Genomic DNA, 6,035 nt, shown 5'->3' on the forward strand with positions numbered 1-6,035 from the left:
TGAATTCAAAAATAAAATTTATTCAGCAATTACATTGCTATACTTTGCATTAATTACAATGGTATTATTACTACTTGTAGAATTAGGAAAATTATCAATTTTTTTATTGCTTACTGTTTTGTTATTAAACTGCGAGCGATTGCCTTTAAAAAACAGTTTATAATCTACATTTTTAGGCAGTTTTAACATAGCATCACTATTCTCTAAAACAATATTAAGATTGTTAAATGTTGGTAAAATATTATGAATCGTTAACTCACCAAAACTACCATCTATAATGGTATTTCCTTTAATATAATCTAAACCAATAGTAGAAGATACCGAATTGAGCATTAATTGATCTACATGCTGTATCATAGCATCCTCTACATATTTTAAGTTTAACTCACCAGATTTCCATTCTTTAATAAATACCGATGAATACGCAACATTGATGGAAGTAGAACTTCCATCAATGGTTTGTGCCAATAAACTACCATGTGAGATATCTGCTTTTACATTTTGCAATATAGAAGCCATCTTTAACTCACCATGCCTTACATTAAGCTTTAGTTTAGCTTTTTTTGGCATTTTAATTTTAATAGTCTTTATAAGATCTTTATCTTTTATTACTTTTTTGTTGCTTGAGGTTTTATCACCAAAAGCATCTTCCATTTTTGCTTCAAAAGCTTTACCAAATTCCTCTCCCCATTTTTCAATTGCAGGAGCAAATTCTTTTTCAAACTTTTTACCAAATTCTTCTCCCCATTTTTCCATTTTATCTTCAAAGTCTTTACCAAAACCATCTTCAAAAGCTTTTTCAAGGTCTTTTCCAAATTGCTCTCCCCAAACACCCAAGTCTTTCTCAAGTTTATCAATGTCTGATTGTTTGATGCTTTTTGCCCATTCGCGCATTTCTTGTTCGTACTCAGCACCATATTCTTTTTTATACTTTTTACTCCAAACATCTAAATATTTTTCGCCTTCTTTTTGATACTTATCAAAATCGAAATCTAAATTATAATTACCATCTGGAGATTCTGGTATTCTTAATGCTTTAAGCGCTTCTGGTAAATCTTTTAAAGACTCTAAGCTTTTTAAACCTTCCAACAAAGGTTTTAAATTTAGGTCTAAATCTAAATTTATGTTTGATAAGGCTTCAAGAGATTCATTCTCAAAAAGCTCAGAATTCATCTCACTATCCCATAAACCACTAGAACCTTTTGAATTAATAGTTACACGGTTACCAGAGCCATTTAACTCTACCTTCCATTTCTTTAAATACGTTTTTAGTTCTTCTTTTGTAAGTTTTCTGCTTTCTATGTACGCTTCTACTTCTACATAATCTTTATTCCAAGTGTCTACTTCTATGTTGCTATGGCTCGTATTTAGTTCAACCGTAACCTCTTTATTTACTTTTACAGATTGCACTGCTTTATTAAGCCTCTGCTGTGCTTGCATGCTAAATACTGTAAGAAACAGCACTGCTATTAGTTTTATATTTGTGTTCATAATTTTGATTTTTTAGATACTGAAACTGGTTCAGTATAAACTGTTCGATTTTTAATTGATTAGCCTTGAGAAATCTCAAGGGTATTTAATTTATTTAATTGATTTTTTAAACGATGCATTAAGTTTAAACGAAACTTAAGATTGCTAATTAAAGCATCTATAGTCAATTCATCTGGACCGTTTTTTGTTAACTCTAAAGACAAATTATTGTACTCTTTTTTTAAGTTTTCTAATTGTAAAATATAACTATCAAATAGCTCTTTATTCTCTGGAGTTAATTTCACTTTAGAGAGTTCTAAATTAATATTGGCCACATAATAGTCTTCAATTTTCTTTAGATCTGGAGAAATATCGCCAAGCGTTTTTGTTTTAGTCTCAGGTTTTTTAATATCTACAAGTTTAGTTCCAGTGTTTCCATTAAAGTTAAAAAACTGAAAAGCTACAAAACTTAATCCTAAAAACACAACCACAGTTGCAGCAATAGATAACCAATTAAATTTAGGCTTCTTCTTTGCTGGCAAAGTAGATTCTAGTTTATCTAGAAAACGTGCTTCATGACCAATTGGCATTTTATCGTTCGACAATTTATTATCTGCTTCAAATAAGTCTATAATATCTTTCGCCATAATTGTTGTGTTTTAATAATTCTTGTAATTTTAATTTTCCTCTAGACAACTGAGTTCGTGATGCGACTTGTGTAATGTTTAATACTTGGGAAATTTCCTCATGGTCATAACCTTCAATTAAAAATAACATGAGTACATACTTATACTTGTCTGGCAGTTGGCTTATTGCTTCTTTAATGTTGTCAATAGTAGTTGCATCATCAACTAGCCAATTATTATTATCATTAGTATCAATCACTTTTAAATGAACGTCTTCTAACTCAACTAAACGCTGCTTTTTTAGTTTGAGATAATCGATACTTTTATTAATAACAATACGTTTTAACCAAGCGCCAAAAGTAACATCGCCTTTAAATTGATGCAGTTTTGAAAAGGCTTTAATAAAAGACTCTTGTACAACATCTTCTGCTTCTGCAGTGTGGTTTACAAAACGTTTCGCTATACTATACATACCATCGCAATACTGGTTGTACAATTTCAATTGCGCTTTGCGATTGTTTTGTTTACACAATTCAATAAGATCTAATTGAACGACTTTCACTTTTTGGTTTTTGGTTAGTTTGTTTTGAACTCATTATAAAGACGACACAAAAAATAAGATGTTGCAAAAATGTTACACTTTTTTTAAATTTAAGAAACAAAAAATATTAAAAATGCGCTATAGTATTGACTAGCCTTTACTTTTAGAGTATCTTTATTTTTTTTTAAAATTAACCCTAATTAATAACCTTATGAAACGATTTATCGTTTTTTTATTAATAGTCATTATTGCAGCACTTGGCTATTTCTACTTTACTAAAACTGGCATATTTGTAGAACGTAAGAGTCCGAAGAAAACTGTAGTTTTTACTGTAGACGATTTAAAATTAGAAATTTTTTATAACAGACCATCAAAACGTAACCGAGAAGTTTTTGGTGCTTTAGTGCCTTTTAACGAAGTCTGGAGAACTGGTGCAAACGAGGCTACTACTTTTGAAACGAATAAAGCTTTAAAAATTGGAAACGACTCGCTTCCAGCTGGTAAATACACCTTATGGACGATACCAAACGACACGTCTTGGAACGTAATGTTTAATGCCAAACAATATAAATGGGGAGTTGACGAAACCATGAAACCTATGCGTATTCCAGAGTTTGATGTGGTTACCTATACTGCTCCAGTACAAAATTTAGAGAATCCTGTAGAGCAATTTACAATAGCCTTTGATAATTCTACAGATAACCTATCTTTAACTTTGGCTTGGGATGTTGCAAAAGTTGTGGTTCCTCTCAAGTAATAAGGTATTGAGTTGTTTAACTCGAACACTTAAAAATTGAATCTTTAATTTTGAAATCAAACTCAAAAAAATCTGCATTAAAAGAAAGTGAAGGTGTTTCTGCTCCAGAAATTACTAGCAATAATGCTATTTTAAAAATTAAAGAGCGTAGAAAGCAAAAAAAATCAACACTCGATTTAGTAAGTGCCATTTTAAAAGGTAATATTACAGCTTTAAGTCAAGCTATTACTCTAGTAGAAAGTAAAAACACCAAACATTTAGAGCAAGCCAACAACATTATAAAGGCCTGTTTACCACACGCTAACCAATCGGTTCGTATAGGAATTACAGGAGTTCCAGGTGTTGGAAAAAGCACTTTTATCGAATCTTTTGGTAGTTATCTTACTGGCATTGGTAAAAAAGTTGCTGTTTTGGCAGTAGATCCAAGTAGCTCGCTTACAAAAGGCAGTATTTTAGGAGATAAAACCAGAATGGAAGATTTGGTAAAAGACAAGAACGCTTTTATTAGACCAAGTCCTTCTGGAACATCGCTTGGTGGTGTAGCAAGAAAAACACGCGAATCTATAATTTTATGTGAAGCCGCAGGATTCGATACCATAATTATTGAAACCGTTGGTGTTGGCCAAAGTGAAACTGCAGTTCATAGTATGGTGGATTTCTTTTTATTATTAAAACTTGCTGGTGCAGGAGACGAACTTCAAGGAATTAAGCGTGGAATAATTGAAATGGCAGATGCTATTGCTATTAATAAAGCAGATGGAGACAATGCTAAGCGTGCAAAAATGGCAAAAGTAGAATTTAATCGTGCATTACATATGTATCCTATTAAGGCTTCAAATTGGCAACCAAAAGTAGTGACTTGTAGCGCAATTAAAAATGATGGTATTGAAGCTATTTATACTATGATTGCTAAATATCTTGAGCTTACAGTTAGTAACAACTACTTTTATTCTAAACGAAACGAACAGAACAAGTTTTGGCTTATTCAAACTATAGAAGAACAACTTAAAAGTGATTTCTTTAGTAATCCTAAAATAAAAATAGCTCTACAAAAACAGCTACAACTCATAGAAAATAACGAAACGACGCCTTTTGTTGCTGCTGAGTACTTATTAAGTATAAAATAAATTAAGAAGCAGTCAAAAAGATGAAAAACGAAATGTCTTCCTGGACTATTTGCCAAGAATGCCAAGGACTTGGAAAGAAAAGACGAAAACTTCGTAAAAAAGTAAGACTTCAATATAAAATAGCATTAGACATATTCGAAAAATCGAATACCAAAATAGTGGCTCCTATGCGTCCTAAAGGCCAATTATACAATTGCTCAAATTGTAATGGTTCTGGATTAATTAGTGCTAAAAACCATCCCATTGCAGATACAGAACACTTACCACATGTTGCCATTATTGGAGGTGGAATTGGTGGCACTGCTTTAGCTGTAGCCTGTTTACATCGTGGCATTCCGTTTACACTTTTTGAACGCGATAGCCATTTTAAAGCACGTTCTCAAGGTTATGGGTTAACGCTACAGCAAGCAAGTACAGCCTTAAAAGGCTTTGGTATTCACTCTTTAGAAAAAGGTGTAGTTTCAACAAAACATATTGTACATAATACAGATGGCAAAGTGATTGGTGAATGGGGAAAAAGAAAATGGGTACCAACTGAGACCGAAAAAACTAACAAGAAAACCAATATACATATCGCTAGACAGTCTCTACGCTTAGCATTACTTGAACAACTTGGCGCGCATAATACTGTACAATGGAATCATCAACTAATCGATTTTAAAACACATAAAACTGATGGGCTTTCCATACAATTTAAAGTTGATAATACTATTAAAAACGTAAAAGCAGACCTTATCGTAGGAGCTGATGGCATTAGAAGTACTGTAAGAAAATTACTCTTTGGTGAAACTGTTACACCTTTACGTTATCTAGATTGTATTGTAATTTTAGGTATATGTCCTTTAAAAAACATTGAGAAAGACATTGACACGACTCTTTTAGATTCTGAAACCGTATTTCAAACCGCAAATGGTAACGAACGTATTTATATGATGCCTTATGACGCTGAAACCATAATGTGGCAGTTAAGCTTTCCTATGAATGAAAAAAAGGCAATAGTTTTAAGTAAGCAAGGACCAAAAGCACTTAAAAAGGAAGCCTATAAAAGAACACAGTGGCACGAACCTATACCACAAATTTTAGAAGCAACAGAAGATTTAAAAATCTCAGGCTATCCTGTTTACGATCGTAAATTATTACAAGCTGAATGGTTAGAAAACAAAGGCGCTGTAACACTATTAGGTGATGCAGCACATCCTATGAGTCCTTTTAAAGGACAAGGTGCAAACCAAGCCTTATTAGATGCATTGGCTTTGGCGCGAGGAATATCTCGTGGATGTAGACCATTATCGCAATGGAAAGCAAAAGGAATAAGAAAAAGTGTGTTAACTAAGTTTGAAGCCGAAATGCTAAAACGTAGCGCTAAAAAGGTAAAAGACTCTGCTAAAGCTGTAGATTTATTACATTCTGATAAGGTATTGATAGAAGGTAATGCACCTCGTGGACGCGATGTAAAAGCATAAGAATTATAAGTTTTAATCTATTTTACAGTGTTAAACTTTATTTGACTTTCT

6 protein-coding genes are annotated in these 6,035 nt (G+C 32.4%); 3 read left to right on the top strand and 3 right to left on the bottom strand.

Going from position 1 to position 6,035, the window contains the following annotated elements:
* Positions 1–18: 18 nt before the first annotated feature.
* Genes P8H50_RS01435 through P8H50_RS01445 form a run of 3 tightly spaced genes read right to left on the bottom strand, consistent with a single transcriptional unit; the run spans position 19 to position 2,658 of the window.
* The gene (locus P8H50_RS01435; protein WP_300204835.1) at positions 19–1,491 is read right to left on the bottom strand and encodes a hypothetical protein; all 1,473 of its coding nucleotides are present in this window, start codon (positions 1,489–1,491) and stop codon (positions 19–21) included.
* 59 nt (positions 1,492–1,550) lie between these two features.
* On the bottom strand, positions 1,551–2,117 hold the full coding sequence (locus P8H50_RS01440; RefSeq protein ID WP_300204838.1) for a hypothetical protein: 567 nt from the start codon (positions 2,115–2,117) through the stop codon (positions 1,551–1,553).
* Positions 2,089–2,658, bottom strand: a complete 570-nt coding sequence (locus tag P8H50_RS01445; RefSeq protein ID WP_300204841.1) for a sigma-70 family RNA polymerase sigma factor — start codon at positions 2,656–2,658, stop codon at positions 2,089–2,091. Before P8H50_RS01445 ends, P8H50_RS01440 begins: the two co-directional genes overlap by 29 nt.
* Positions 2,659–2,848: 190 nt before the next feature.
* Here P8H50_RS01445 and P8H50_RS01450 point away from each other — a divergent pair, with 190 nt between their 5' ends.
* The 3 genes from P8H50_RS01450 to P8H50_RS01460 are packed head-to-tail and all read left to right on the top strand — an operon-like array spanning position 2,849 to position 5,984.
* The gene (locus tag P8H50_RS01450; RefSeq protein WP_300204843.1) at positions 2,849–3,394 is read left to right on the top strand and encodes a DUF2911 domain-containing protein; all 546 of its coding nucleotides are present in this window, start codon (positions 2,849–2,851) and stop codon (positions 3,392–3,394) included.
* Between the two features lie 47 nt (positions 3,395–3,441).
* Positions 3,442–4,521: a methylmalonyl Co-A mutase-associated GTPase MeaB gene (gene meaB / locus P8H50_RS01455; RefSeq protein WP_300204852.1), complete on the top strand. Its 1,080-nt coding sequence runs from the start codon at positions 3,442–3,444 to the stop codon at positions 4,519–4,521.
* A gap of 20 nt (positions 4,522–4,541) precedes the next feature.
* The gene (locus P8H50_RS01460; protein ID WP_300204845.1) at positions 4,542–5,984 is read left to right on the top strand and encodes an NAD(P)/FAD-dependent oxidoreductase; all 1,443 of its coding nucleotides are present in this window, start codon (positions 4,542–4,544) and stop codon (positions 5,982–5,984) included.
* Positions 5,985–6,035: the final 51 nt, after the last annotated feature.

Source organism: Lacinutrix sp. (assembly GCF_029238095.1).
Taxonomy (GTDB): domain Bacteria; phylum Bacteroidota; class Bacteroidia; order Flavobacteriales; family Flavobacteriaceae; genus Lacinutrix.

Coding starts and splice junctions, on each gene's coding strand:
- P8H50_RS01440 (WP_300204838.1), bottom strand. CDS start 2,117: ATGGCGAAAGATATTATAGACTTATTTGAAGCAGATAATAAATTGTCG.
- P8H50_RS01435 (WP_300204835.1), bottom strand. CDS start 1,491: ATGAACACAAATATAAAACTAATAGCAGTGCTGTTTCTTACAGTATTT.
- P8H50_RS01460 (WP_300204845.1), top strand. CDS start 4,542: ATGAAAAACGAAATGTCTTCCTGGACTATTTGCCAAGAATGCCAAGGA.
- P8H50_RS01450 (WP_300204843.1), top strand. CDS start 2,849: ATGAAACGATTTATCGTTTTTTTATTAATAGTCATTATTGCAGCACTT.